This is a genomic window from Kitasatospora sp. NPDC101157, assembly GCF_044768255.1.
GTDB lineage: Bacteria > Actinomycetota > Actinomycetes > Streptomycetales > Streptomycetaceae > Kitasatospora.
Genome location: NZ_JBIWPL010000039.1, coordinates 36,568 through 60,171, shown reverse-complemented (window position 1 = coordinate 60,171; position 23,604 = coordinate 36,568). Strand labels below are relative to the sequence as shown.

23 protein-coding genes are annotated in these 23,604 nt (G+C 72.6%); 9 read left to right on the top strand and 14 right to left on the bottom strand.

Annotated elements, in window-relative coordinates; all coding sequences use genetic code 11:
- Positions 1–151: 151 nt before the first annotated feature.
- The 3 genes from ACIRVF_RS40255 to ACIRVF_RS40245 all read right to left on the bottom strand — a co-directional run bounded on the left by ACIRVF_RS40255 (position 152) and on the right by ACIRVF_RS40245 (position 2,548).
- Positions 152–1,204: an SPFH domain-containing protein gene (locus ACIRVF_RS40255; RefSeq protein ID WP_402829539.1), complete on the bottom strand. Its 1,053-nt coding sequence runs from the start codon at positions 1,202–1,204 to the stop codon at positions 152–154.
- A 10-nt stretch (positions 1,205–1,214) separates the two neighbouring features.
- Complete coding sequence (locus ACIRVF_RS40250) at positions 1,215–1,637, bottom strand: NfeD family protein (RefSeq protein WP_402829538.1); 423 nt, start codon at positions 1,635–1,637, stop codon at positions 1,215–1,217.
- A gap of 119 nt (positions 1,638–1,756) precedes the next feature.
- Positions 1,757–2,548, bottom strand: coding sequence for an ABC transporter ATP-binding protein (locus tag ACIRVF_RS40245; RefSeq protein ID WP_402829536.1), 792 nt, complete (start codon positions 2,546–2,548; stop codon positions 1,757–1,759).
- A gap of 149 nt (positions 2,549–2,697) precedes the next feature.
- Between ACIRVF_RS40245 and ACIRVF_RS40240 the strand changes: the two genes are divergently transcribed.
- Complete coding sequence (locus ACIRVF_RS40240) at positions 2,698–3,501, top strand: hypothetical protein (protein WP_402829534.1); 804 nt, start codon at positions 2,698–2,700, stop codon at positions 3,499–3,501.
- On the opposite strand, the gene ACIRVF_RS40235 is transcribed toward ACIRVF_RS40240, so the two are convergent.
- The 3 genes from ACIRVF_RS40235 to ACIRVF_RS40225 form a co-directional block, all read right to left on the bottom strand.
- A complete protein-coding gene (locus tag ACIRVF_RS40235) occupies positions 3,498–4,163 on the bottom strand; it encodes a response regulator (RefSeq protein WP_402829532.1) in 666 nt (221 codons plus the stop codon). The two genes, ACIRVF_RS40240 and ACIRVF_RS40235, sit on opposite strands and share 4 nt — an antisense overlap.
- Entirely contained in the window at positions 4,156–5,253 is a 1,098-nt protein-coding gene (locus tag ACIRVF_RS40230) for a GAF domain-containing sensor histidine kinase (RefSeq protein WP_402829552.1), read from the bottom strand. Before ACIRVF_RS40230 ends, ACIRVF_RS40235 begins: the two co-directional genes overlap by 8 nt.
- Positions 5,254–5,568: 315 nt before the next feature.
- On the bottom strand, positions 5,569–8,187 hold the full coding sequence (locus tag ACIRVF_RS40225; protein WP_402829530.1) for an FHA domain-containing protein: 2,619 nt from the start codon (positions 8,185–8,187) through the stop codon (positions 5,569–5,571).
- 236 nt (positions 8,188–8,423) lie between these two features.
- Between ACIRVF_RS40225 and serB the strand changes: the two genes are divergently transcribed.
- Positions 8,424–9,671, top strand: a complete 1,248-nt coding sequence (serB, locus tag ACIRVF_RS40220) for a phosphoserine phosphatase SerB (RefSeq protein ID WP_402829528.1) — start codon at positions 8,424–8,426, stop codon at positions 9,669–9,671.
- Positions 9,672–9,762: 91 nt separating this feature from the next.
- Here the strand turns inward: serB and ACIRVF_RS40215 are convergent, their stop codons facing one another.
- The 3 genes from ACIRVF_RS40215 to ACIRVF_RS40205 all read right to left on the bottom strand — a co-directional run bounded on the left by ACIRVF_RS40215 (position 9,763) and on the right by ACIRVF_RS40205 (position 11,828).
- Positions 9,763–10,290 carry a SixA phosphatase family protein gene (locus ACIRVF_RS40215; protein WP_402829526.1) on the bottom strand — a complete coding sequence of 176 codons (528 nt, stop codon included), beginning with the start codon at positions 10,288–10,290 and terminating at the stop codon, positions 9,763–9,765.
- A gap of 69 nt (positions 10,291–10,359) precedes the next feature.
- Positions 10,360–10,482, bottom strand: a complete 123-nt coding sequence (locus tag ACIRVF_RS40210) for an SGM_5486 family transporter-associated protein (protein ID WP_402829524.1) — start codon at positions 10,480–10,482, stop codon at positions 10,360–10,362.
- A gap of 56 nt (positions 10,483–10,538) precedes the next feature.
- Positions 10,539–11,828 carry a CynX/NimT family MFS transporter gene (locus ACIRVF_RS40205; protein ID WP_402829522.1) on the bottom strand — a complete coding sequence of 430 codons (1,290 nt, stop codon included), beginning with the start codon at positions 11,826–11,828 and terminating at the stop codon, positions 10,539–10,541.
- A gap of 124 nt (positions 11,829–11,952) precedes the next feature.
- Between ACIRVF_RS40205 and ACIRVF_RS40200 the strand changes: the two genes are divergently transcribed.
- Positions 11,953–12,627 carry a FadR/GntR family transcriptional regulator gene (locus ACIRVF_RS40200; RefSeq protein ID WP_402829520.1) on the top strand — a complete coding sequence of 225 codons (675 nt, stop codon included), beginning with the start codon at positions 11,953–11,955 and terminating at the stop codon, positions 12,625–12,627.
- An 87-nt stretch (positions 12,628–12,714) separates the two neighbouring features.
- Here the strand turns inward: ACIRVF_RS40200 and fabI are convergent, their stop codons facing one another.
- Both fabI and fabG read right to left on the bottom strand, forming a co-directional pair.
- Positions 12,715–13,482 carry an enoyl-ACP reductase FabI gene (gene fabI / locus ACIRVF_RS40195; RefSeq protein WP_402829519.1) on the bottom strand — a complete coding sequence of 256 codons (768 nt, stop codon included), beginning with the start codon at positions 13,480–13,482 and terminating at the stop codon, positions 12,715–12,717.
- A gap of 2 nt (positions 13,483–13,484) precedes the next feature.
- Positions 13,485–14,204 carry a 3-oxoacyl-[acyl-carrier-protein] reductase gene (fabG, locus tag ACIRVF_RS40190; protein ID WP_402829517.1) on the bottom strand — a complete coding sequence of 240 codons (720 nt, stop codon included), beginning with the start codon at positions 14,202–14,204 and terminating at the stop codon, positions 13,485–13,487.
- A gap of 316 nt (positions 14,205–14,520) precedes the next feature.
- Between fabG and ACIRVF_RS40185 the strand changes: the two genes are divergently transcribed.
- From ACIRVF_RS40185 to ACIRVF_RS40160, 6 genes are all read left to right on the top strand, one after another.
- Positions 14,521–15,666, top strand: a complete 1,146-nt coding sequence (locus ACIRVF_RS40185) for an MBL fold metallo-hydrolase (protein WP_402829515.1) — start codon at positions 14,521–14,523, stop codon at positions 15,664–15,666.
- Positions 15,667–15,805: 139 nt separating this feature from the next.
- Positions 15,806–17,407: a TldD/PmbA family protein gene (locus ACIRVF_RS40180; protein ID WP_402829513.1), complete on the top strand. Its 1,602-nt coding sequence runs from the start codon at positions 15,806–15,808 to the stop codon at positions 17,405–17,407.
- Entirely contained in the window at positions 17,407–18,804 is a 1,398-nt protein-coding gene (locus ACIRVF_RS40175) for a metallopeptidase TldD-related protein (RefSeq protein ID WP_402829512.1), read from the top strand. Before ACIRVF_RS40180 ends, ACIRVF_RS40175 begins: the two co-directional genes overlap by 1 nt.
- Positions 18,805–18,836: 32 nt before the next feature.
- Positions 18,837–19,385: an RNA 2'-phosphotransferase gene (locus tag ACIRVF_RS40170; RefSeq protein WP_402829550.1), complete on the top strand. Its 549-nt coding sequence runs from the start codon at positions 18,837–18,839 to the stop codon at positions 19,383–19,385.
- A 143-nt stretch (positions 19,386–19,528) separates the two neighbouring features.
- Complete coding sequence (locus ACIRVF_RS40165) at positions 19,529–19,912, top strand: DUF3099 domain-containing protein (protein WP_402829510.1); 384 nt, start codon at positions 19,529–19,531, stop codon at positions 19,910–19,912.
- Positions 19,913–20,191: 279 nt separating this feature from the next.
- A complete protein-coding gene (locus ACIRVF_RS40160) occupies positions 20,192–20,410 on the top strand; it encodes a hypothetical protein (protein ID WP_402829509.1) in 219 nt (72 codons plus the stop codon).
- Here the strand turns inward: ACIRVF_RS40160 and moaA are convergent.
- From moaA to ACIRVF_RS40145, 3 genes are all read right to left on the bottom strand, one after another.
- Positions 20,407–21,396 carry a GTP 3',8-cyclase MoaA gene (moaA, locus tag ACIRVF_RS40155; RefSeq protein WP_402829507.1) on the bottom strand — a complete coding sequence of 330 codons (990 nt, stop codon included), beginning with the start codon at positions 21,394–21,396 and terminating at the stop codon, positions 20,407–20,409. The two genes, ACIRVF_RS40160 and moaA, sit on opposite strands and share 4 nt — an antisense overlap.
- Before the next feature lie 98 nt (positions 21,397–21,494).
- A complete protein-coding gene (locus ACIRVF_RS40150) occupies positions 21,495–23,102 on the bottom strand; it encodes a cation acetate symporter (protein WP_402829505.1) in 1,608 nt (535 codons plus the stop codon).
- A complete protein-coding gene (locus ACIRVF_RS40145) occupies positions 23,099–23,455 on the bottom strand; it encodes a DUF485 domain-containing protein (RefSeq protein WP_402829503.1) in 357 nt (118 codons plus the stop codon). The genes ACIRVF_RS40150 and ACIRVF_RS40145 overlap by 4 nt, the downstream gene beginning before the upstream one ends.
- Between the last annotated feature and the right edge of the window lie 149 nt (positions 23,456–23,604).

Below are 23,604 nucleotides of genomic sequence, written 5' to 3'. Positions count from 1 at the left end.
TCGGGACGCACGCCACACTGCCGTCACGCCCCAGGCTGCGCCGCCGTCACGCCCCCACGCCGCGGCGCCGCCTGCACGGCACACGGCCCGGAAAGACACCGGGGGCCCGCCACCACCAGGCAGCGGGCCCCCGGCCGGAGAACTCGGCCGATCACTCCGGGTCGATCTTGCGGTACTCCCGCGCCGGGTCCACCCGGGGACGGGCGGCACCCTTCTCGACGTCCACCGGCCGCGGCCCGGCTGACGGGTCGATCGGCACCTGGGTGGCCGCCGGGGGCGCCTGCGGCACGCTCGGCGCCGCCACCGTACCGCCGTTGGCCCCGCCACCGTTGCCGGTCAGGCCGGTGAAGGCGCCACCGAGGCCCTTGAGCGCGTCGCCGACCTCGCTGGGGATGATCCACAGCTTGTTGGAGTCGCCCTTGGCCAGCTCGGGCAGGGTCTGCAGGTACTGGTAGGCGAGCAGCTTCTGGTCGGCGTCGCCGTCGTGGATGGCCTCGAAGACCGTCCGGATCGCGGCCGCCTCACCGTCGGCGCGCAGCACCGCGGCCTGCGCCTCACCCTCGGCCCGGAGCACGTCCGCCTGCTTCTCACCCTCGGCCTTGAGGATCTGCGCCTGGCGCTGGCCCTCGGCGGTGAGGATCGCGGCGCGCTTGTCACGGTCGGCGCGCATCTGCTTCTCCATCGAGTCCTGGATGGAGGTCGGCGGCTCGATCGCCTTCAGCTCGACGCGGTTGACCCGGATGCCCCACTTGCCGGTGGCCTCGTCCAGCACCCCGCGCAGACCGGCATTGATGACCTCGCGCGAGGTCAGGGTGGACTCCAGGTCCATCGAACCGATGATGTTGCGCAGCGTGGTCACGGTCAGCTGCTCGATGGCCTGGATGTAGCTGGCAACCTCGTAGGTGGCCGCCCGGGGGTCGGTGACCTGGTAGTAGATGACGGTGTCGATGTTGACCACCAGGTTGTCCTGGGTGATCACCGGCTGCGGCGGGAACGGCACGACCTGCTCGCGCAGGTCGATGCGGTTGCGGACCCGGTCGATGAACGGGACGACGATGTTCAGCCCTGCGTTGAGCGTCCGGGTGTAGCGGCCGAAGCGCTCCACGATCGCGGCGCTGGCCTGCGGGATGACCTGGATCGTCTTGATCAGCGCGATGAAGGCCACCACGACCAGGACGACCAAAACGATAAGGACGGGTTCCACGGACTCTCCCCTAGACGACCAGGGCGGTCGCGCCCTGGATTTCGACGACGTCGACCTGCTGCCCGGGCTGGTAGACCTGGTCCGGGTGGAGCGCGCGGGCCGACCAGATCTCGCCGTTGAGCTTGATCCGTCCGCCCTCCCCATCGACGGTTTCCGCGACGACCGCGGTGGCGCCCTGGAGCGCCTCGATGCCCATCTTGATCTGCGGTCCCCGCTGCAGCTGCCGGTAGGCGATCGGACGGACGAAGGCGACCAGCGCGACCGAGACCACCAGGAAGGTCACGGTCTGGAGGACCACCCCCGCGCCCAGCCCGGCGACCCCGGCGGCCGCCAGCGCGCCGACGGCGAACATGGCGAACTCCGGCATCGCGGTGAGCACCAGCGGTATGCCGAGGGCCGCGGCGGCCAGGAGCCACCAGATCCAGCTGTCCACACGACCATCCTAGGGAGCGAGGGCCTTCGAGGCGGACAGTTCCCGCAGGTCGAGGGGCGGAAACCGGTCGCACGTGCGACCGGTTCCGACGAGCCCTCGTGAGGCGGGCGGACAGGGGGTCAGCCCAGCGGCAGGCCCTGCGCCGACCAGCGGTCGCCGTGGCGCTCCAGGGTCAGCGGCAGGCCGAAGCACTTGGAGAGGTTGCGGGCGGTCAGCTCGGTGTCGATCGGGCCGGCGGTGAGCACCTTGCCCTGACGGATCATCAGCACATGGGTGAAGCCGGGGGCGATCTCCTCGACGTGGTGGGTGACCATCGCCATGGCCGGCGCGAACTCGTCCTGGGCGAGCGCGCCGAGCCGGCGGACCAGGTCCTCGCGGCCGCCGAGGTCCAGGCCGGCCGCGGGCTCGTCGAGCAGCAGCAGCTCGGGGTCGGTCATCAGGGCGCGGGCGATCAGGGTGCGCTTGCGCTCCCCCTCGGAGAGGGTGCCGAACTTGCGGGCGGTGAGGTTGGCCATGCCCATGCGGTCGAGCAGGGCGAGGGCGCGGCCCTCGTCGGACTGCTCGTAGGTCTCCTGCCAGCTGACCGTCATGCCGTAGGCGGCGGTGAGCACGGTCTGCAGCACGGTCTGCTCGGCCGGCAGCTTGTCGAACATCGAGGCGCCGGCCAGGCCGATCCGGGAGCGCAGCTCGAAGACGTCGATCTCGTCCAGCTTCTCGCCCAGCACCGAGACCTTGCCCGAGCTCGGGAACAGGTACGAGGAGGCGATCTGCAGCAGGGTGGTCTTGCCGGCGCCGTTCGGTCCCAGGATGACCCAGCGCTCACCCTCGGAGATGGACCACGAGACCTGGTCGACCAGCGCGCGCCCCTCCCGGACCACGGATACGTCCACCAGCTCCAGCACGTCGCTCATGCCTACGCCTTCCCCAAATACAAAAATGTCGGCCGTCGGTGCGGGCGGCGAGCCTACTCCGGCGGCCGGTGGGCACGGGGTGGGTGCGCCGCACGCGCATGGGCAAACCTACGCCACGCGGATGACCGCCGATTCCGTAGGCTGGCCGGATGCTCGCGACTCCTGCCGACAATCCGTACGAAGAGCCCCGTTCGGGGCGGCTGACCGCCTGGGGCAACGCCCTGCTGGGCGGGCTCGTGCCGCCGGACGACGCCGCCACGGCCGTACTGGGCGCCGACGAGGGCCACCGGGTGACCGGGCTGCCCGGGGACGCTCCGGGCGAGCAGCACGGGCTGACCTGGGCGCTCGGCCGGCTGCGGGTGCTGGGCGTGAAGGGCCTGCGGCTGGCGCTGCCCTCGGCCGGGCACCCGCTGGGGCTGACCGGCCCGGCGGCCTTCAACGAGCGGGCCATGGCGGCCGGCGAGGCGGTGCTCGCGGTGGGCGTACCGCTCGGCCTGGTCCCGGAGGTCACCGTGTACGGCCCGGAGGGGGACCGCGCGGCGACCGTGCTGTGGCGCTGCTCCGAGGTGAACGACGCCCCGCCGGCCGACGTGCCCTCGCTGTACGAGGCCGAGCGCGAGCTGGCGGACGGGCTGCGCGAGGCGACCGTGCTGCTGACCCGGCTGGATGTGGCGGGCGCGGGTCCGGAGGCGCTGCGCGCCCTGGAGGCGTACCGCCGGCGCGGCCACGCCGAGTTGCTCGCCCCCGGTTATCCGCCGCGCGCCGTGCGGGTGCTGGAGTCGGCCCGGCAGGTGTCCGCCCTGCTGGCGATCGCCTCGGGCGGCCACGGCGCGGCCGTGAGCGCCTCCGAGATGACCGCCCGCCAGTCCGTGCTGGCCCCGCTGCGGCGAACCGCCCGCCGCGCCCAGGTGGCGGCCTACAACGCGCTGGTGGACGAGCGCGACGGCCGCTAGGTCGGCGTGCCCTCGCGGGTCTCGCCGTTGCGGACGGCCCACAGCGCGGCCTGGGTGCGGTCGGCGAGGTCCAGCTTCATCAGGATGTTGGAGACGTGGGTCTTCACCGTCTTCTCCGACAGGTGGAGGCTGCGGGCGATCTCCCGGTTGGAGCGGCCGTCGGCGATGTGGCCGAGCACCTCGCGCTCGCGCTCGGTGAGGGTGCCGCCGCGGCCCTGCGGGGCGCGCGGGCCCTCGTCGGCAAGCAGCGCCTCGGCCAGTTCCGGCTGGAGCAGCACGTGGCCGGCGTGCACCGAGCGGATGGCGCCGGCCAGCGCCTCCGGGTCCACGTCCTTGTAGACGTACCCGGCGGCGCCGGCCCGCAGCGCGGGGACCATGGTGCGGTGCTCGGTGAAGCTGGTGACGATCAGGATCCGGGCCCGGCTGCCCTCGCCCTTGAGCGTGCGCAGCGCCTCGATGCCGTCGACGCCGGGCATCTTGAGGTCCATCAGGACGACGTCCGGGTCGAGCTCGCGGGCGCGCTCGACGCCCTCGGCCCCGTCGGCGGCCTCCCCGACCACCTCGATGTCGTCCTGGACCTCCAGGAAGGTGCGTAGCCCGCGGCGGACCACCTGGTGGTCGTCGACCAGCAGGACGCGGATCGACGGCGTGCTCTCAGGCACCGGGGACCTCCATCTCGACGAGCGTCCCCTTGCCGGGGGCGGACTCCAGGGTGAGCGTGCCGCCGACGGCGGCCGCGCGGTCGCGCATCGAGGCCAGGCCGAGGTGCCGGCCGGCCCGGCGGACGGAATCGGGGTCGAAGCCGCGCCCGTCGTCGCGCACCCGCAGCACGGCGCCGCGGGCGGCGGTACCGGTGAGGGTGACGGTGACCCGGCGGGCGCCGGAGTGGCGCAGCGCGTTGTGCAGCGCCTCCTGGGCGACCCGCAGCAGCGCGGCCTCCTGGGCGGGCGGCAGGGCGCGGACGCCGTCGGCGGCGAAGGCGAGGTCGGCGGTGTGCGCGCGGTCGAGGAGCTGCACCTGGGAGGCGAGGGTGGCGCTCAGTCCGTCCTCCTCCAGGGCGGCGGGGCGCAGTTCGACCACCACGGCGCGCAGTTCGTCGGCGGCCTCGGCGGCGAGCCGGGCGACCTCGGCGAGTTCGGCGCGGGCGCGGGCCGGGTCGCGGTCGACGAGCTTGGCTGCGGCCTTGGCGGTCAGCCGCAGCGAGAAGAGCTTCTGCGATACGGCGTCGTGCAGGTCGTGGGCGATCCGGGCGCGCTCGCCGGCCAGGGTGAGTTCGCGGCTGCGTTCGTACAGGCGGGCGTTGGACAGGGCGAGGGCGGCGTGTGCGGCGAGGATCCGCAGCAGTTCCTCGTCGTGGTCGGTGAACAGGCCGCCGCCGCGTTTGTTGGCGAGGAAGATGACGCCCATCACCTGCGGCTCGTCCTCGGCGGCCTCGGTGTCCAGGACGGGCATGCCGAGGAAGGCGTCCATCTCGGGGTGGGCGGAGGGCCAGCCCTCGAAGGCGGGGGCCTTGCGGACGTCGACGAGACGGGTGGGGCCGGTCTCGTGCAGCAGCTCGGCGAGCACGCCGTGCTGACGGGGCAGCGGGCCGATCGCCCGCCACTGTTCGTCGGTGACGCCGTCGACCACGAACTGGGCGAAGCCGCCGTGGTCGTCGGGCACGCCGAGGGCCGCGTACTCGGCGCCGAGCAGGTCGCGGGCGGAGGCGGTGATGCGGCGCAGCACCTCGCGGACCTCCAGGTGCCGGCTCATCGCGAGCAGGGCCTGGCTGACGGCTTCGATACCGGCCAGCGGGTCGCAGGCGGTGGGCGGGTCGCAGGCGGTGGGCGGGCCTTCAGGGGTCCGGTGGTCACCGGTGGTGCAGGGCATACCGCCAAACTACCGCCGCCGGGGGCGCGTCCGCGTCCGCCCCGGGCCGCCCCGGACGCAGGTCCGGGGACCTAGGGCGGTGGGCCTGCCGCCCCCGAGCCACCGCTGTCCGAGCGCCCCGGGGGCGAGCGCGGCGGGGGACGGCGAAGGGCGGCCCTCCCCTCGTGGGGAGAGCCGCCCTGGGCGAGGCCGGGGGTGTCAGCCCTTCTGCATGACCTCCGGCTCGTGCCGGCGCTGCAGCCGGGTCACGATCACGCCGATGACGATCGAGATGACGACCAGCACGCTCGCGTCGATCGCCCACTGGGCGACGGAGTGCTTCCACAGCGGGTCGTAGTTCGGGTGCTGGAAGTCCTTGTTCCAGGGGCCCATGAGCTCCGACAGGTTGAGCGTGGTGGAGACGATGCCGGTGCCCCAGCGGGCGGGCATCAGCCAGGCGACCTGCTCCAGGCCGGGCTTGCCGAAGATCTGGAAGAGGCAGCCGGTGAAGACGACCTGGACGATGGCGAACATGACCAGCAGCGGCATGGTCTTCTCGGCGGTCTTCACCAGCGCGGAGATCATCAGGCCGAACATCATCGCGGCGAAGCTCAGCAGGATCATGCCGATGGTCATCTCGATCATCGGCGTGTTCTGGACGATCAGACCGTGCTCGGGGAGCTTGCGCGGCAGGAAGCCGACCGCAGAAATGATCGCGCCCTGGATCACGGAGAAGATGCCCAGCACGATGATCTTGGACATCATGTAGGCCGACCGGGACAGGCCGGTGGCCCGTTCCCGTTCGTAGATCGCCCGTTCCTTGATCAGCTCGCGGACCGAGTTGGCCGCTCCGGAGAAGCAGGCGCCGATCGCCAGGATCAGCAGGATCGTCGCGGCCCCGCTGTTGAGGTGGAGTTGCGTCTTCGGGTTGGGTGCGAGCCCCGGTTCGTTGGGGATCAGCACGCTGACCGCGCCGATGACCGCGGGCAGCAGCACGGACAGCGCCAGGAAGCCGCGGTCGGAGGCGAGCACCGACATGTAGCGGCGCATCAGCGTCCACAGCTGCGAGCCCCAGCTCTGCGGCTTGGGCGGCTTGATGGCCTCCTGGGCGACCTGGACGTGCTGCACCTCGCCCGCCTCGACGGTCGGGGCGGAGTACTGCTGGTAGTGCACCGAGCCCCGGTAGCGGCCGGCCCAGTCGTGGTCCGGGTAGTTCTCGAAGGCCTGGAAGACGTCCGCCCAGGTCTCGTACCCGAAGAAGTGCAGCGCCTCGTCCGGCGGGCCGAAGTAGGCCACCGAGCCGCCCGGCGCCATCACCAGCAGCCGGTCGCAGAGCGCGAGTTCGGCCACCGAGTGGGTGACGACCAGGATCGTGCGGCCGTCGTCGGCCAGGCCGCGCAGCATCTGCATGACCTCGCGGTCCATGCCCGGGTCCAGGCCCGAGGTGGGCTCGTCCAGGAAGATCAGCGAGGGCTTGGTGAGCAGCTCCAGCGCGACCGAGACGCGCTTCTGCTGGCCACCGGAGAGCGCGGTGATCTTGTTGTCGGCGCGCTTGTCCAGGCGCAGCTCGTAGAGCACCTCGTCGATCCGGGCGTCGCGCTCGCGGGCCTCGGTGTCACCGGGGAAGCGCAGCCGGGCCGCGTACTTGAGGCCCTTCCGGACCGTCAGCTCGCGGTGCAGGATCTCCGACTGCGGCACCAGGCCGATGCGCGAGCGCAGTTCGGCGAACTGCTTGTAGAGGTTGCGGCCGTCGTACAGCACCTCGCCGCGGTCGGCCGGGCGGTAGCCGGTGAGGGCGCGCAGCAGGGTCGACTTGCCGGAGCCGGACGGGCCGATGACGGCCACCAGGGACTTCTCCGGGACGCCGAAGCTGACGTCGTTGAGCAGGATCTTCTTGGCGCCCTTGTGCTCGACCTCGACGGTCAGGTGGCGGGCGGAGAAGGAGACCGCGCCGGTGTCGACGAACTCCTGCAGCTGGTCGCCGACCAGCACGAAGCTGGAGTGGCCGACGGTCAGCCGGTCCTGCGGGCCCATCAGCTGGCGCTGCACCGGCTGGCCGTTGAGGAAGATGCCGTTGTGGCTGCCGAGGTCGACGATCTCGTAGCGGCCGTCCGGCAGCTGGCGCAGCTCGGCATGGTGGCGGGAGACCTGGAGGTCGGACACCACGATGTCGTTGTCCAGCGCACGGCCGATCCTGACGGTGCGCATGCCGGCCGTCAGGTTGCGGATCATCGTCGGCTGCGGGCCGCCGCCACCGCCGTGCTGCGGCGCGGCCGGGAAGCCCTGCTGCTGCGGGGGCGGGAAGCCCTGCTGCTGCGGGAACCCGCCGTGCTGCGGCGGTTGCTGGTCCTGCGGCTGCGGCGCGTACGCCTGCTGCTGCGGCACGTACTGCTGCTGGGGCCGGCCCGGCCAGGCCTGCTGCGGCTGCTGGTACGGGTCCTGACCCGGCCACGGCTGCTGCGGGGCGGGCTGCTGGGGCGTCGGGCCGGGGCTGCGGCTGGTGACGGCCTCGTGCACCGGGGACGGCTGCGGGGCGGCGGCGTGCGCGGGGGCGGAGAAGGCGAGGCGGGGCCCGTTCTCCGGGTTGCCCAGGTTGACCACACCACCGGGGAACAGCTGGGCCTGCATGGTGCGGGCGCCGGCCACGTACGTGCCGTTGGTGCTCCCGTGGTCGTCCAGCTGCCAACCGCTGCCGTTGAAGCTGATGGTCCCGTGCTGCCAGGAGACCCTGGCGTCGTCGAACGGGAAGTCCGACTGCGGGTTGCGTCCGATGGTGTAGGACCGCCCGGGCTCAAGAGTCCGCTGCTGTCCGTTGATCTCAATGACGAGTTGCGGCACTGCTCGCCTGCCCCGCTCTCTCGGTTCCCCCGAATTCGGCCCCCGGCCGGGGTGCGCTGTTCCTCTGACTGACGGGGGGAATCATTCCAGCCCGCCGTCCGCCGATGAAAGTCACCCCGGGTGACTGTGACCAGCCTGCTACCCACGGCCGCCGGCCGGCCCCTCGGGCGCGCGCGTCCCGCGACGTGGGACGGGTGCCCTCGGCCCGGCGACCGACGGGTAGCGTGGGAGTCACCATGAACGCATCGCCCTTGGCCGCTGAGCCCCTCCCCGCCGCCCAGCCCCGGACCGCGGACGAGCGCACCCTGCTCGTCAAGGTGTTCGGCAAGGACCGCCCCGGCATCACCGCCGGCCTCTTCGCCACCCTGGCCGGCTTCGGCGTCGACGTGATCGACATCGAGCAGGTCGTCACCCGGGGCCGCATCACGCTGTGCGCCCTGGTCACCCCGCCCCACGCGCCCGGCGCCGAGGGCGGCCTGCGGGCCACCGTGCACCGCTGGGCCGAGGAGCAGAAGCTTCAGGCCGAGATCCTCTCCGGCATCGGCGACAACCGGCCGCGCCGCGAGGGCCGTTCGCACGTGACGGTGCTCGGCAACCCGCTGACCGCCGCCGCCGTGTCCGCGCTGACCTCCCGGATCGCCGCGGCGGGCGGCAACATCGACCGTGTCTTCCGCCTCGCCAAGTACCCGGTGACGGCGGTCGAACTGGCCGTCTCCGGTGTGGCCACCGAGGAGCTGCGGGCCGAGCTGGCCCAGGAGGCGGCCACCCAGCGGGTGGACGTCGCGGTGGTGGCCGCCGGGCTGGAGCGCCGGGCCAAGCGCCTGATCGTGATGGACGTGGACTCCACGCTGATCCAGGACGAGGTGATCGAGCTGTTCGCCGCCCACGCGGGCTGCGAGGAGCAGGTGGCCGAGGTGACGGCGGCGGCGATGCGCGGCGAGCTGGACTTCGCCGAGTCGCTGCGCGCCCGGGTCGCACTGCTGGCCGGGCTGGACGCCTCGGTGACCGAGAAGGTCCGTTCGGAGGTCCGCTTCACCCCGGGCGCGCGCACCCTGATCCGCACCCTGCAGCGCCTGGGCTTCCAGGTGGCGGTGGTCTCCGGCGGCTTCACCCAGGTCACCGACCACCTGGTGGAACAGCTGGGGCTGGACTTCGCGGCGGCCAACACCCTGGAGGTGGTGGACGGGAAGTTCACCGGCCGGGTGGTCGGCGAGATCGTGGACCGGGCCGGCAAGGCCCGCTGGCTGGCCCGCTTCGCCGAGCAGGCGAAGGTGCCGCTGGAGCAGACGGTGGCGATCGGCGACGGCGCCAACGACCTGGACATGCTGAACGCGGCCGGGCTGGGGGTGGCCTTCAACGCCAAGCCGGTGGTGCGCGAGGCCGCCGACACCGCGGTGAACGTGCCCTTCCTGGACACCGTGCTCTACCTGCTGGGCATCACCCGCGAGGAGGTCGAGGCGGCCGACGGCCTCCCGATCGAGTAGTCAGCCGATCGAGTGGCTCCGAGCCGGGCCTGCGGACGTACGTGAGGGGCGCGCGGATCGATCCGCGCGCCCCTCACGCGTGTGTCGGCCGTCAGTCCTGCGGCGTGTGGTACGAGACCAGCTCGGCCACGCCCGGCTCGACGCCCTTCCACGAGCCGCTGAAGCTGAGCACCGCGATCGCCGCCGTGGGGAAGCCGCCCAGGCGCAGCCGCTCCAGCGCGTCCCGGTCGCCGGCGTCCCCGGCCAGCACCTGGGTCAGGCCCAGCACCCCGGGGTTGTGGCCGACCAGCACCACGTCCGCGTACTCCTCGGGGGTCTCCTGGAGGACGGCGATGATCTGGCCCGGGCTGGCCTCGTAGATCCGGTCCTCGTACACCGTCTTGCGGGCCCGCTTGGGCAGCTCGTGCGCCGCCAGTTTCCAGGTCTCACGGGTGCGCAGAGCGGTGGAGCAGAGCACGAAGTCGGGGTTGATGCCGGAGTCGGCCATCCAGCGGCCGGCGTCCGGGGCCTGATGGCGGCCCCGGTCGGCCAACGGCCGCTCGTGGTCGTCCACGCCGTTCGGCCAGTCGGCCTTGGCGTGACGGAGAACGATGATCCTGCGGGGCGTGTCGGCGCTCATACCCAGCAAGCTTGGCAGAAAAGCGGCCCGGGGGCGCGACGCCCCCGGGCGCCGCCACTCCCCGGGGCGTCAGCCCATCGAGGTGGCGACGGTGGCGATGATCGCCACCAGCACGACGATGGCGGCGAAGGCGAGGGCGATGCGGCCGAGCTGCTTGCGGCCGTCGGTGGGATTCGGGTCGAGAACGGGCATGTCGGGAATTCTTCCATCCCGAACACGCCCGTCCTCCGCTGGCCCCACCGCCTTGGTCAGGCCTTGACCCGTCGCTCGGCCGGGTGATCCGCCTCGTCCTCGATGTGCCGGGCGCGCGCGGCCCGCAGGCCGAACAGCATCTGCGGCACCAGCAGCAGCGCCAGGAAGCCCAGCGGCCCGTACCACTGGCCGGTGGCCTGGTAGATCCGGCCGACCAGGATCGGGCCCGGGATGGAGATCAGGTAGCCGACGCCCTGGGCGAAGGCGGACAGCTGCGCCACCCCGCCCGCCGTCCGGGCGCGCAGCCCGATCATGGTCAGCACCAGCGGGAAGGCGCAGTTGGACAGGCCCACCAGGACCGCCCAGATCCATGCGCCCCCGGCCGGGGCGAGCGCCAGACCGGCGTAGCCGGCGATGCCGCAGGAGGCCAGCACCACGACGAAAAGCCGCTGGTCACCGCGCCGGGCGGCCAGGTTGGGCAGCACGAAGGAGACCGGCACGCCGATCACCATGGTGACCGCGAGCAGCACTCCGGAGGTGCCCTTGTCGACGCCGGCGTCCTGGAAGATCTTCGGCAGCCAGCCCATCACCACGTACGCGCCGGTGGCCTGGAGGCCGAAGAAGCAGGCCATCGCCCAGGCGGTGCGACTGCGGGTGATCGGCAGCTTGGCGGGGGCGGCGGGGCCGCCCGCCCGGTCGCCCCGCTCGCGCTTGGACACCAGCACCGGCAGCCAGAGCAGCAGCGCGAGCGCGCCCAGGGCGGCCCAGATGCCCAGGCCGTAGCGCCAGTCGCCGCCGAGCGCGCCGGTCAGCGGCACGGTGACGGCGGCGGCCAGCGCGGTGCCCGCGGACAGCGCCATGGAGTACAGGCCGATCATCGGACCGACCTTCTCCGGGAAGTACCGCTTGATCACCACCGGCAGCAGCACGTTGGAGACCGCCACCCCGGCCAGCGCGAGCGCGGTGAGCAGCAGGAACACCGCGGTGCCGCCGGCGAAGGAGCGGGCCAGCACGCCCGCGGTGATCGCGCCCATCCCGGCGGTGACCACCGCGATCGGGCCGATCCGGCGGGCCGCCGCGGGGGCGGCGAAGCCGAACAGCGCGAAGCACAGCGAGGGGACGGCGGTGAGCAGTCCGGCCAGGGTCGGGTTCATCCCGAGGTCTGCACGGACCTGGTCGAGCAGCGGCCCGAGGCTGGTGACCACGGGACGCAGGTTGACGGCGGCGGCGGCGATCGCGACGGCGAACAGCACGCCGAGGTACTTGGCGGGGCTGGAGGGCCGCTCGGTCTGCGGCCGGGCCCCGGTTCGTGGGGAGGCGGTGGTGGTGTCTGCTGCGGGAGGCATGTGACCCATCATAGAATGATGGGATGAATTGATGCACCTCGGAATTGGCATGATGTGCCGACCGTTCATCCACCGGTCACCTCCCTCCAGGGGGCCACCCACCCCGTAGTCGCAAGGAGTCCCCGTGGCGCTGTCCTCGCCGAGGCGCACCCCGCTGTCCGACCAGGTGATCGCGCAGCTGCGCGCCCAGATCACCTCCGGGGAGTGGCCCGTCGGTTCGCGCATCCCCACCGAGGCCGCCCTGGTCGAGCAGCTGGGGGTGGCCCGCAACACCGTCCGCGAGGCCGTCCGCGCCCTCGCCCACAACGGGCTGCTCGACATCCGCCAGGGCTCCGGCACGTACGTGCTCGCCACCAGCGAGCTGGCCGGGGTGATGCACCGCCGCTTCGCCGACGCCGACCAGGCGCAGGTCGCCGAGCTGCGGGCGGCCCTGGAGACCTCCGCGGCCGGCCTGGCCGCCGTCCGCCGCACCGACCGCGACCTCGAACTCCTGGAGGCCGCGCTGGAGCGGCGCGAGGCCGCCTGGCGCTCCGGAGACGCCGAGGACTTTGTCCAGGCCGACGCCGCCTTCCACCAGGTCGTGGTGGCCGCCGCCCACAACGACGTACTGCTGGCCGTCTACTCCGACCTCGGCGAGGTCACCCGCGAACACCTGCGCAACGACGTCGGCCCCGAGCTGATCGCCGAGCGCTACATCGGCCACGACACCATCCGGGACGCCATCCGGGACCGCGACGCCCAGCGCGCCTCGGTCGAGGCCGGCCGGGCCATCGGCGTCTGTGCGACCCCCGAGGCCTGACCGGCCGGGTGACCCGCCCGCTCACGGAAAACGCCGCTGCCCGGCGCCCCCGAGGACGGGGTGCCGGGCAGCGGCGGTGTCGGACGGTCAGGCGCCGATGGCGTGCAGACCGCCGTCCACGTGGATGATCTCGCCGGTGGTCTTCGGGAACCACTCCGACAGCAGCGCGACGATGGCGCGGCCGGCCGGCTCCGGGTCGCTCAGGTCCCACTTCAGCGGGGAGCGGTGGTTCCAGGTGTCGGCCAGGTCGCCGAAGCCCGGGATGGACTTGGCGGCCATCGAGCCCAGCGGGCCGGCCGAGACCAGGTTGCAGCGGATGTCCCGCTCGCCCAGGTAGCGGGCCAGGTAGCGGTTGGTCGCCTCCAGCGCGGCCTTGGCCGGGCCCATCCAGTCGTACTGCGGCCAGGCGAACTGCGCGTCGAAGGTCAGGCCGACGACCGCGCCGCCGTCCTGCATCAGCGGCAGCAGCGCCGTGGTCAGCGACTTCAGCGAGTACGCCGAGACGTGCATCGCGGTGGCCACGGACTCCCACGGGGTGTCCAGGAAGTTGCCGCCCAGCGCGTCCTGCGGGGCGAAGCCGATCGAGTGGACGATGCCGTCCAGGGTCGGCAGGGTCTCCCGGACCTGGTCGGCGATGCCGGCCAGGTGCTCCGGGTTGGAGACGTCCAGCTCCAGCACCTTGACCGGCTTCGGCAGCTTCTTGGCGATCCGCTCGGTCAGGCTCGGGCGCGGGAAGGCCGTGAGGATGATCTCCGCGCCCTGCTCCTGGGCGAGCTTGGCGGCGTGGAACGCGATGGAGGACTCCATCAGCACGCCGGTGATCAGGATCCGCTTGCCTTCGAGGATTCCACTCATGATCAGTGACCCATGCCCAATCCGCCGTCGACGGGAATGACGGCTCCGGTGATGTACGCGGCCTCGTCCGACGAGAGGAACCGCACGGTGGAGGCGACCTCGGCGGGCGCCGCGTAGCGGCCCAGCGGCACGCCCGAGACGATCTCCGCGCGGCGCTCGTCGCTGAGCACGGCGGTCATGTCGGTGTCGACGAAGCCGGGGGCGACCACGTTGACGGTGATGTTGCGCGGGCCGAGCTCGCGCGCCAGCGAGCGGGCGAAGCCGACCAGGCCGGCCTTGGAGGCGGCGTAGTTGGCCTGGCCCGGCGAGCCGGAGAGGCCCACCACGGAGGAGATCAGCACCACGCGGCCCTTCTTGGCCCGCATCATCAGCTTCGACGCGCGCTTGACCACCCGGAAGGTGCCGGTCAGGTTGGTGTCGACGACGGAGGTGAAGTCCTCCTCGGACATCCGCAGCAGCAGGGTGTCGTTGGTGATGCCGGCGTTGGCGACCAGCACCTCGACCGCACCGTGCTTCTGCTCGATCTCGGTGAAGGCGGCGTCGACCTGGGCGGCGTCCGTGATGTCGCAGCGCACCGCGAGGACGTCGAACTTGGCCAGCGCCTCGGGCACCTCACCCGAGCGGCTGGTGATGGCCACCTTGTCGCCTGCCTCGGCGAAGGCCTGGGCGATCGCGAGGCCGATGCCCCGGTTTCCTCCGGTGACGAGAACCGAGCGGCTCAACGATCCACCTCTCTCCGTGTGTGAGCGCGTACGTCGGAATGCGTACGCGGTGTGACGCTATCGGGCGGTCGGCGGCGGCGGCGAATCGGGCTCCCACAGCGCCGCACCGGCGGAACTGTGGCAATCCGACAATCCGCACCCGCAGCACCGGGCGTCCCGGGACCGTCCGCCGCAGGCCGGGGCCCCGCCCGGATCGGCGTGGGCTGTCCGGGAACAACACGGGCGGGCGTGCCCGTTGCCCCCCTGGTGCGAACCGCCCCGGGGCCGGCCGTACCCTTCCCCGAAGAGTCCCGGCGAGGAAACGAAGGCAGGGCGCATGACCAAGGTACGGCCCGGGAGCACCCACCGACGCGGACGACTGCTCGCCCTCACCGCCCTGGCGGCGGGCCTGGGCGCCACCGCCTGGTCGCTGCGCGACCTGCCCGCGGCGTTCGGGCGCCGCCCCGACGGCGAGCGCGAGGAGCGGGTGCGCAACTCCCCCCAGTACCGCGACGGCGTCTTCCACAACGCGCCGTCCACCCTGGCCCGGGCCGCCGGCGCCCCGGACATCGACCGCGACACCGTCCGCCGGATGCTGTTCGAGCGCGAGGGCCGCGTCCCGGCCCACCCGGTGCCCACCGTGCGCCCCGCCGCCGCGACCGGTCCGGCCGCCGAGGGCGTGGAGATCACCTGGTACGGCCACGCCTCCGCGCTGGTGGAGATCGAGGGCTCGCGCGTCCTGCTCGACCCGGTCTGGAGCGACCGCTGCTCCCCCTCCGCCCACGTCGGCCCCAAGCGGCTGCACCCGGTCCCGGTCGAGCTGGAGGAACTGCCGCCGGTCGACGCGGTGCTGATCTCGCACGACCACTACGACCACCTCGACATGGCCACCGTCAAGCGCCTGGTGCGCAGCCAGTCCGCACCCTTCGCGGTGCCGCTGGGCATCGGCGGCCACCTGCGCCGCTGGGGCGTCCCCGAGCACCGGATCATCGAGCTGGACTGGGACGAGACCTGCACCCTGGGCGAGCTGGTGCTCACCCTCACCTCCGCGCACCACTTCTCCGGCCGCGGCCTGACCCGCAACACCACCCTGTGGGGCTCCTGGGTGATCGCCGGCCCGCGCCGCAAGGTCTTCTACACCGGCGACTCCGGTTACTTCGAGGGCTACGCCCGGATCGGTGAGCAGCACGGCCCCTTCGACGCGGCCCTGGTGCAGATCGGCGCCTACGACGAGGCCTGGGCGGACATCCACATGACCCCCGAGGACGCCGTCCTCGCCCACCGGGACCTCCGGGCCGGACTCCTGGTGCCGGTCCACTGGTGCACCTTCAACCTGGGTCTGCACCGGTGGGCCGAGCCGATCGAGCGGCTGCTCAAGGAGGCCAAGACCCAGGCCGTCCCCCTGGCCGTCCCGCGCCCCGGCGAGCGGGTCGACGTCGACAACCCGCCGGAGCTGGACGGCTGGTGGGAGGCCGTCGCCTGACGGCGCGGCAGGCCCCCTGGCCGAAACCGCAACGCACCGGGCCGAATACGCTGGCCGGAAACCCCGCGGACGGGAAATGATGCGGTGCGGACGCCCCTGCGGCGCCCGCACCGCCACCCTCCGCGACCTGGGAGCCCGATTGCCTCCGATCCCTCCGGCCGACACCGCCGGCGCCGCGCGCGAGCGCGCCGTCGACCCGCTGTTCCTCGCCCTCCCGCTGCGCTCCCTCGCCGACGCCGCCCTCAGCCGGGCCCGTGAACTGGGCGCCGGTCATGCCGACTTCCGCCTGGAGCGGGTCCGCAGCGCCTCCTGGCGGCTGCGCGACGCCCGTCCGGCCGGCACCTCGGACAGCGTGCAGCTGGGCTTCGCCGTCCGGGTGCTGCTGGACGGCGCCTGGGGCTTCGCCGCCGGTGTGGACCTCACCCCCGAGGCCGCGGCGAAGGTCGCCGCCCAGGCCGTCGCGGTGGCCCGGCTCTCCGGCGGGATCAGCCGGGCGGCCGGTTCCACCGAGCGGGTCGAGCTGGCCGACGAGCCCGTCCACCGGGACGTCACCTGGGTCTCCGCGTACGAGGTCAACCCCTTCGAGGTGCCGGACGCCGAGAAGACCGCCCTGCTCGCCGAGCGCAGCTCCCGGCTGCTGGCCGCCCCCGGCGTCTCGCACGTCCAGGCCGCCCTGCTGACGGTGCAGGAGAACAAGTTCTACGCGGACACCGCGGGCACCATGACGACCCAGCAGCGGATCCGGCTCTACTCCGACCTGGAGGCCACCTCGGTCGACGAGCGCACCGGCGCCTTCGACTCGATGCGCACCCTGGCTCCGCCGGTCGGCCGCGGCTACGAGTTCCTCACGGGGGTGCCGGGGTCGTCCCCCCACGGACGCGGCCTGACCGGCGGCGGGTGGGACTGGGACGCGGAGCTCGCCGAACTGCCCGTCCTGCTGGCCGAGAAGATGAAGGCCCCGAGCGTCCGGGCGGGCCGCTACGACCTGGTCATCGACCCGTCCAACCTCTGGCTGACCATCCACGAGTCGATCGGCCACGCCACCGAGCTGGACCGCGCGCTCGGCTACGAGGCCGCCTACGCCGGCACCTCCTTCGCCACCTTCGACCAGCTCGGCAGCCTCCGCTACGGCTCCGATCTGATGCACGTCACCGGCGACCGCACCGCCGAGCACGGCCTGTCCACCATCGGCTACGACGACGAGGGCGTCGCCACCCAGTCCTGGGACCTGATCCGGGACGGCGTCCTGGTCGGCTACCAACTCGACCGCGGCATGGCCAGGTTGAAGGGCTTCGAGCGCTCCAACGGCTGCGCCTTCGCGGACTCCCCCGCGCACGTCCCGGTCCAGCGGATGGCCAACGTCTCGCTCCAGCCTGCCGCCGACGGCCCCGACACCGAGGGCCTGTTCGCCGGGGTGGAGAACGGCCTGTACATCGTCGGAGACCGTTCGTGGTCGATCGATATGCAGCGCTACAACTTCCAGTTCACCGGGCAGCGCGCCTACGCCATCAAGAACGGCGAACTCGCAGGCCAGGTGAAGGACTTCGCCTACCAGGCCACCACCACCGACTTCTGGGGCTCGATGGCGGCGGTCGGCGGCCCGCAGACCTACGTCCTCGGCGGTGCCTTCAACTGCGGCAAGGCGCAGCCCGGTCAGGTCGCGGCGGTCAGCCACGGCTGCCCGTCGGCGCTGTTCCGCAACGTCAACGTGCTCAACACCCAGCAGGAGGCGGGTCACTGATGACCGCGATGCAGCCCCACGAACTCGTCGAGCTGGCACTCGGCCTCTCCCGCGCCGACGGCTGCGTGGTGATCGCCGACGAGGAGTCCACCGCCAACCTGCGCTGGGCCGGCAACGCCCTGACCACCAACGGCGTCACCCGCGGCCGCCGCCTCACCGTGATCGCCACCGTGGCCGGCGCCGAGGGCACCGCCTCCGGCGTGGTCTCCCGCGAGGCCGTCACCGCCGAGGACGTTGAGGACCTGGTCCGGGCCGCCGAGGAGGCCGCCCGCGCGGCCGGTCCCGCCGAGGACGCCCAGCCGCTGATCGCCGACCGGCCGCCGTCCCCGGACTTCACCGCGCCGCCCGCCGAGACCTCGATCGAGGTGTTCGACGCCTTCGGCCCGGCCCTCGGCGAGGCCTTCGCCCGCGCCGCCGCCCAGGGCGAACTGCTCTACGGCTTCGCCCGGCACGAGATGACCACCAGCTACCTGGGCAGCTCCACCGGCCTGCGGCTGCGCCACGACCAGCCCACCGGCACGGTCGAGATCAACGGCAAGACGGCCGACCTCACCGGCTCGGCCTGGGTCGGCGCCGCCACCCGGGACTTCACCGACATCGACGTCCCGGCCCTGCACGCCGAGCTCACCAAGCGGCTCGGCTGGGGCGCCCGCAAGGTCGACCTGCCGGCCGGCCGCTACGAGACGCTGCTGCCGCCCTCGGCCGTCGCCGATCTGATGATCTACCTCCACTGGTCCTCCGGCGGCCGTGACGCCCACGAGGGCCGGACGGTCTTCTCCAGGCCCGGCGGCGGCACGCGGGTCGGCGACAAGCTCTCCGGCCTGCCGCTGACCCTGCGCGCCGCCCCGGACGAGCCCGGCCTGGAGGCCGCCCCGTTCGTGCTGGCGCACAGCTCCGGCGGCGACGTCTCGGTCTTCGACAACGGCGCGCCGATCACCGCCACCGACTGGATCCGCGACGGCGTGCTGACCGAACTGATCACCAGCCGCCACGCGGCCGGCCTCACCGGCCTGCCGCTGCGCCCGGCGGTCGACAACCTGGTGCTGGAGACGGCCGACCAGGAGTCCGCGCCGACCCTGGACGAGATGATCGCCCGCACCGAGCGCGGCCTGCTGCTCACCTGCCTGTGGTACATCCGCGAGGTGGACCCGGCGACGCTGCTGCTCACCGGCCTCACCCGGGACGGCGTCTACCTGGTGGAGAACGGCGAAGTGGTCGGCGCCGTCAACAACTTCCGGTTCAACGAGTCCCCGGTCGACCTGCTCGGCCGGATCACCGAGGCGGGCCGCACCGAACGCTGCCTGCCCCGCGAGTGGAGCGACTACTTCACCCGCACCGCGATGCCACCCGTGCGTGTCGCGGACTTCAACATGAGTTCGGTCAGCCAGGCCTCATAGCCGCTGGCCAACGGGGGGATACCGAGAACATGATGGACGAGAAGCGGCTGGTCAGGTCGAGCAGGATGCTGTCGCGCATCCTGCGCCACGAGCCGGAGCTGGTGGGCATCACCCTGGACGGCTCCGGCTGGGTCCGGGTCGACGTCCTGCTCGACGCCCTCGCGGCGAAGGGCAGGCCGCTCTCCAGGGCCGAGCTCGACCACGTCGTGGCCACCAACAACAAGCGCCGCTTCGGCTTCTCGCCGGACGGCCTCTCCATCCGCGCCAACCAGGGCCACACGGTGGCGGTCGACCTCGGTCTGACCGCCACCGCGCCGCCCCACGTGCTCTACCACGGCACCGCCGACCGCCACCTGGCGTCGATCTTCCGCGAGGGCCTGCGCCCGATGACCCGGCAGGACGTGCACCTCTCGGCGGACACCGAGACCGCGACGCGGGTCGGTGCCCGGCACGGCCGCCCGGTCGTGCTGACCGTCAACGCGGCCGCGATGGCGGCGGCCGGCCACGAGTTCCGGCTCAGCGAGAACGGCGTCTGGCTCACCGACGCCGTACCTCCGCAGTACCTCTCCCGGCGCTCCTGACGGCCGACGGGCCCGTACGGCCCTCCTAGCACGCCCGACCGGGTGGGCCCCGCCCACCCGGTCTCGTCGTCCCCGGCCCCCGGGCGTACCGTGAGAAGGCCGCGCGGCACGGCGCGGGTGCGTGGACGAGGGCGGTAGGACACATGGGCAAGAGCGCCGAGGACGGGCAGGTCTACCGGATCACGGGGGCGCGCAGCAGCCTCACCGAGGACGTCCGGGGGCGCCAGCGCCGCTACGTCATCTCGATGCTGATCCGCACCCTCTGCGTGCTGCTCGCGGTGGCGCTGTGGGACGTCCAGCGCTGGCTCGCCTTCGCGGCGCTGGCGGGCGGCGTGCTGCTGCCGTACTTCGCGGTGCTGGTCGCCAACGCGGGCCGGGAGCGGGCACCGTCGCTGCCGAGCACCTTCGACTTCCCCTCGGAGACGCCGCTGATGCTCGGCCCGGGTGGTACGGGAGGGGCTGGTGCGCCCGCCGGTACAGGACAGGCAAAGAGCGCCGGCACCGGAAGTTCACAGGGCACGGACTGACCGTCCGGTTCACGGTGGTTGAGCCCGAATCGGCTGAGCAAAAGCTCAAAAGAAGCTCAGATTAATCATGCAAGACCTCCCCATCCGAGGGTCTCGGCGTGACATACTGCGTACGCGCTCCGCATCCCCCGTCGGAGCGACGGACCGACGCCGGGCGGCTCCCCCCGTGGCTGCCCGGCGTCGCCATGCCCGGATCCCGACGGGCCGGACGGCGCGCCGCGGCGGCGTGACAGACTGGCGGTGACGACGCACCCGCCGAGCACCGAGGACGACCCCCGAATGGACACCCCGCAGACCCCGATCTGCTCCGCCAAGGGCTGCCGGGCGGACGCCCGTTGGGTGCTGGTGTGGAACAACCCCAAGCTGCACACCCCGGACCGCCGCAAGACCTGGCTGGCCTGCGAGGAGCACCGCGAGCACCTGTCCCAGTTCCTGGGCGTGCGCGGCTTCCTCAAGGAGGTCGTCGCCTTCGCCGACTGGGTGCCCGAGGAAGGCTAACCGCCGATCGCCGACATCGGCCGGTCGGGCTGGTGGAACTCCGGGTCGTCGATCCCGGCCCCGGCCTTCTTGCCCCACATCGCCGTCCGCCACAGCGCGGCCAGCTCCGCGTCGTCCGCCCCCGAGCGCAGCGCGGTGCGCAGGTCGGTCTCGCCGGTCGCGAAGAGGCAGTTGCGCACCTGCCCGTCGGCAGTCAGCCGGGTCCGGTCGCAGGCCCGGCAGAACGGCCGGGTGACGGAGGCGATCACGCCCACCCGGCCCGGCCCGCCGTCCACCACCCAGCGTTCGGCGGGGGCCGCGCCCCGGCGTGCGGACGGCTCGGGGGTGAGCTCGAAGCGGGCGCCCAGCAGGTCGAGGATCTCGCCCGCGGTCACCATCGACGAGCGGTCCCAGCCGTGCTGGGCGTCCAGCGGCATCTGCTCGATGAAGCGCAGCTCGTAGCCCCGCTCCAGGCACCAGGCCAGCAGGTCGGCCGCCTCGTGGTCGTTGACCCCGCGCATCAGCACCGCGTTCAGCTTCACCGGCGCCAGTCCGGCCGCCTCGGCGGCGGCCAGCCCGTCCAGGACGTCCTGGTGGCGGCTGCGGCGGGTGAGCGTGCGGAACACCTCGGGATCGAGGGTGTCCAGGGAGACGTTGACCCGGTCCAGCCCGGCCTCGCGCAGCGCGGCGGCCGTGCGGGCCAGTCCGATGCCGTTGGTGGTCAGCGACAGCTCGGGGCGGGGTTGCAGGTCCGAGCAGGCGGCCACGATGGCGACCAGTCCGGGGCGCAGCAGCGGCTCGCCGCCGGTGAAGCGGACCTCTCGCACGCCGAGGTCGCGCACGGCCACGGTGACCAGCCGGACGATCTCCTCGTCGGTCAGCAGGTCGGGCTTGGCCAGCCACTGCAGGCCCTCCTCCGGCATGCAGTACGTACAGCGGAGGTTGCACCGGTCGGTCAGGGAGACCCGCAGGTCGACGGCCTGTCGTCCGAAGGTGTCGAGCAGCACGTGGCTTCCCTTCCCGAGTAGCGGCCGGCTTCCGGGGAAAGCAGCCGGCCCGGCCACCGTCGCGGCGGGGCCGAGCCAGCATAGTCATGCCGCAACGATCAGTGGGCGCCCAGCCCGGTGAGCGAGCGGACCTCAAGTTCAGCGTACTTCGCCGGGTCGGGGCGCTCCTTGGCCAGGAGGGTGCCCAGCCAGCCGGCCAGGAAGCCGATCGGGATGGAGACCAGGCCGGGGTTCTCCAGCGGGAACCAGTGGAAGTCGGAGTGCGGGAAGAGCGAGGTCGCCTTGCCCGAGACCACTGGGGAGAAGACGACCAGCAGCACCGAGCTGATCAGGCCGGCGTAGACCGAGCTGACCGCGCCGGTGGTGGTGAAGCGCTTCCAGAACAGCGAGTAGAGCAGCGTCGGCAGGTTCGCGGAGGCCGCCACGGCGAAGGCCAGCGCGACCAGGGCGGCGGTGTTGAGCTTGTCCGCGTAGAGGCTGAGCACGATCGAGACCGCGCCGATCCCGACGGCCGCCCACTTGGCCGAGCGCACCTCCTCCCGTTCGCCGGCCTTCCCGCGCCGGATCACATTGGCGTACAGGTCGTGCGCGAAGGAGGCGGAGGATGCCAGGGTGAGCCCGGCGACCACGGCCAGGATGGTCGCGAAGGCGACCGCCGAGATCACCGCGAGCAGGATGGCCCCGCCGGTGCTGCCGCTGCCGCCGCCGAGCGCCTCGGCCAGCTGAGGGGCGGCCGTGTTGCCGGCCGCGTTGGCCGCCTTGATCTGCTTGGAACCGACCAGCGCCGCCGCGCCGAAGCCCAGCGCCAGGGTCATCAGGTAGAAGACGCCGATGATGCCGATCGCCCAGAGCACCGACTTCCGGGCCGCCTTGGCGGTGGGCACGGTGTAGAAGCGGACCAGGATGTGCGGCAGGCCGGCGGTGCCGAGGACCAGCGCGATGCCGAGGCTGATGAAGTCGAGCTTGGCGGTGCCGGTGCCGTACTTCTGCCCGGGTTGGAGGAAGGCTTCGCCCTTGCCGCTGGCGCTCGCCGCCGCGCCGAGCAGTTCGGAGGGGTTGAAGTGGTACTTGGCCAGCACCAGGACGGTCATCAGCGCGGCGCCCGCGATCAGCAGCACGGCCTTGACGATCTGCACCCAGGTGGTGCCCTTCATCCCCCCTATCACCACGTAGATGATCATCAGCGCGCCGACCGCGACGACGGTCCAGCGCTTGGCGGCGTTCCCCTCGACCCCGAGCAGCAGGGCCACCAGCGTCCCGGCGCCGACCATCTGGGCCAGCAGGTAGAAGATCGACACCACGATGGTGGACACGCCCGCGGCGGTGCGCACCGGGCGCTGGCGCATCCGGAAGGCGAGCACGTCCGCCATGGTGAACCGGCCGGAGTTGCGCAGCGGCTCGGCGATCAGCAGCAGGGCCACCAGCCAGGCGACCAGGAAGCCGATCGAGTACAGGAAGCCGTCGTACCCGGCCAGCGCGATGGTGCCCGCGATGCCCAGGAAGGAGGCGGCGGACATGTAGTCGCCGGAGATGGCCAGGCCGTTCTGGAAGCCGGTGAAGCCGCGCCCGCCCGCGTAGAAGTCGGCTGCGCTGCGGTTCTGCCGCCCGGCCCACAGGGTGATGGCCAGGGTGGTCAGCACGAAGAGTCCGAACAGCGCCATCGTCAGGCCGCGGTGGTCGGTGGCGGAGCTCGCGAGCGAGGTCATTCGGCGGCCTCCCGGGGAGCATGGACGACGGCGCCGTGGGCCTCGCGGATGGCGGCGGCGGGCGGGTCGATCCGCCGGTCCGCGTAACGGGCGTACCAGCCGGCGATGACGAAGGTGGTGGCGAACTGCAGCAGCCCCAGCACCAGGGCCACGTTGATGTGCCCCAGGACCTTGGTGCCCATCAGGCCGGGGGCGTAGCAGGAGAGCAGGACGTACAGCAGGTACCAGAGCACGAAACCGATGGTGACCGGGAAGGCGAAGCTCCGGAACGAGCGCCGCAGGGTACGGAACTCCTCGCTGTCGTCGATGAGTTGGACTTCCGTGGCGGTAGTGGCGATCGGCGGCGAATCCACTCTGTCTCCTCACTCCTTCGGCGTAGCGGTCACACGAGGGAAAGAATCGAACGTGAGGGGCGTCACATTCCTCGTGCGCGCCGCGCAATGCTAGGAGCGTCGCGCCCGAGCCGGAAGGGGTTGACCGCGATCAGCCGGTCGTTCACCCC